This is a genomic window from Actinomadura sp. KC06, from assembly GCF_004348735.1.
Taxonomy (GTDB): domain Bacteria; phylum Actinomycetota; class Actinomycetes; order Streptosporangiales; family Streptosporangiaceae; genus Spirillospora.
Window position 1 is genome coordinate 1 of record NZ_SMKT01000368.1, and the last position, 1,872, is coordinate 1,872.

The 1,872-nt window shown below is 78.5% G+C and carries 3 protein-coding genes; 1 reads left to right on the top strand and 2 read right to left on the bottom strand.

Annotation, left to right across the window (positions count from 1 at the left end; all coding sequences use genetic code 11):
• Positions 1–315, top strand: a 315-nt coding sequence (locus E1287_RS43060) for a TSUP family transporter (RefSeq protein WP_165969478.1), incomplete at its 5' end; no start/stop codon positions are given.
• A 36-nt stretch (positions 316–351) separates the two neighbouring features.
• Here the strand turns inward: E1287_RS43060 and E1287_RS43065 are convergent.
• Both E1287_RS43065 and E1287_RS46545 read right to left on the bottom strand, forming a co-directional pair.
• Positions 352–603, bottom strand: a complete 252-nt coding sequence (locus tag E1287_RS43065; protein WP_131971892.1) for a hypothetical protein — start codon at positions 601–603, stop codon at positions 352–354.
• A 67-nt stretch (positions 604–670) separates the two neighbouring features.
• Positions 671–1,744 carry an NAD-dependent epimerase/dehydratase family protein gene (locus E1287_RS46545; RefSeq protein ID WP_131971894.1) on the bottom strand — a complete coding sequence of 358 codons (1,074 nt, stop codon included), beginning with the start codon at positions 1,742–1,744 and terminating at the stop codon, positions 671–673.
• Positions 1,745–1,872: the final 128 nt, after the last annotated feature.

Consider the following 1,872-nt stretch of genomic DNA (forward strand, 5'->3'; position numbering starts at 1 on the left):
GCGTTGGTGGGCGGCATGTTCGGCGTCGGCGGGCCGATGCTGTGCGTGCCGCTGCTGGTGGCGCTGGGCGTCCCGGTGCTGCCGGCGCTGGCGGCCGCGCAGGCGCAGTCGGTGGTGATCGCCGGGGTCGGGACGGCCGGGTACGCGGCGGCGGGCGCGGTCGACTGGCCGCTGGCGGCGGTGGTGGGCGTCCCGGAACTGGCGGGCGTGGTGCTGGGGTGGATGATCGCCCGCGCGGTCCCGGCGCGGGCGCTGACGGGCGCGCTGGTGGTGAGCCTGCTGACGCTGGCGCCCTACGTCGCCCTGCACGGCTGACCCCCGGCCGGGCGCCCGGACGTGGGGCGGGCAGGGTCAGCCGCCGAGGCTGTCCAGGGCGACGTCGAGGCGCTGGGCGAGGCTTTCGAGCTGCTCGTCGTTGGCGCCGGTGTCGAGTTCGGCGATCACGGCGTTCCGGGTCGTGACGACCAGGGCCTCCTCGGGGCCGTCGCCGCGGCCGGGGTCGGCGGGCACGACGGCGGCCCGCCCGCCGACGACGACGAGCGCGGCGTCGCGGTGCGCGGAGGCCAGTAGGGCGTGCAGATGGTCGGACGTGATCGTCGGCATGGGGTGACCTCCAGGTGCGGGCGCCGAGGCGGCGGTGCGGGCGGGCGGATCACTGCGGGCGGTCGGGTCAGGGTTTGCGGCCGATGCCGGTGGCGAACTCGCGGGCGCGCCCCGGGCCGCCGGCCCCGGGCGACAGCGGCGGGGTGTCGCGGCCGGCGCCGGTGCGCAGGCCCTCCAGGAACTCCTCGATGGCCTCGCGGGCGGTGCGGCGCGGCGTCCAGCCGAGCTCGTCGCGGGCCCGCGAGGTGTCCATGAGCGGGACCTGCAGGGCCAGGTCGAACAGGCCGGGGGAGGCGGGCACCAGGTGCAGCGCCCACGCGGCGGCCAGCGCGGCGCGGACCCCGCGCGCGGGGACCCGGACGGTGCGGGCGCCGAGGATGCCGGCGAGCTCGGCGGCGTCCAGGACGGGGTCGGCGGCGATGTTGAACGCGCCGCGGACCTCGCGGGTCACGGCGAGGCGGAACGCCTCGCCGGCGTCGGTGGAGTGCAGGGCCTGCAGGCGCAGGCCGGGCAGGTCCGGGACGGCGGGGATCAGGCCGGGACGGGCGAGGCGGCCTGGCAGCAGCGGCCCGGCGAACAGGCGGCGCTGCTCGGCCGCGCTCTGCCGCTCGAAGATGAACCCCGGCCGTATCCGCACGACGCGGCAGTCGGGATGGGCGGCCTCGAAGGCGTCCAAGAGCCGCTCGACGTAGGCCTTCTCGCGGCTGTAGGCGGCGCCGGGCCAGCCGTGCGTGGGCCAGGACTCGTCGACCGGCCGGTCCTTGGGCCCGGGCGAGTACGCCCCGACCGACGAGGAGTACACCAGCGCGGGCACCCCGGCCCGCGCGGCGGCGTCGAACACGCGGGCGCTGCCGACGGCGTTGGCGTCCCACGTCACCGCGGGGCGGTGGGTGGGCTGGAACAGCCACGCCAGGTGCACCACGACGTCGGCGCCGCGCATCAGCGGGACCAGGTCGGTGTCGGTGACGTCGGCCTCGGCCCATTCGACCTTCCCGCCGCCCTCGCCCAGATCGGCGTCGGCGTCGGGGCCGGGTGCGCGGCGGGCCAGGCCGGTGATCGCGGTGACGCCCGGGTCCGCGGCGAGCGCCCGGACCGTGTTGGTGCCGATGTTGCCGGTGGCGCCGGTGACGACGACGCGCATGGCGGCCTCCCCCTCCTCGTGCCGCCCCCGCGAGGGCCGTCCCGCGCGGGTGGACGGGACCGCCCCATTCCCGCCTCCCGCCGATCTATGCCCCCCGCCGGGGAGGGCCCCGGCCGGGAGGGGAGGGG

Excerpts from the sequence above, each read along its gene's own strand:
- E1287_RS43065 (WP_131971892.1), bottom strand. The coding sequence starts at position 603 with ATGCCGACGATCACGTCCGACCATCTGCACGCCCTACTGGCCTCCGCG.
- E1287_RS46545 (WP_131971894.1), bottom strand. The coding sequence starts at position 1,744 with ATGCGCGTCGTCGTCACCGGCGCCACCGGCAACATCGGCACCAACACG.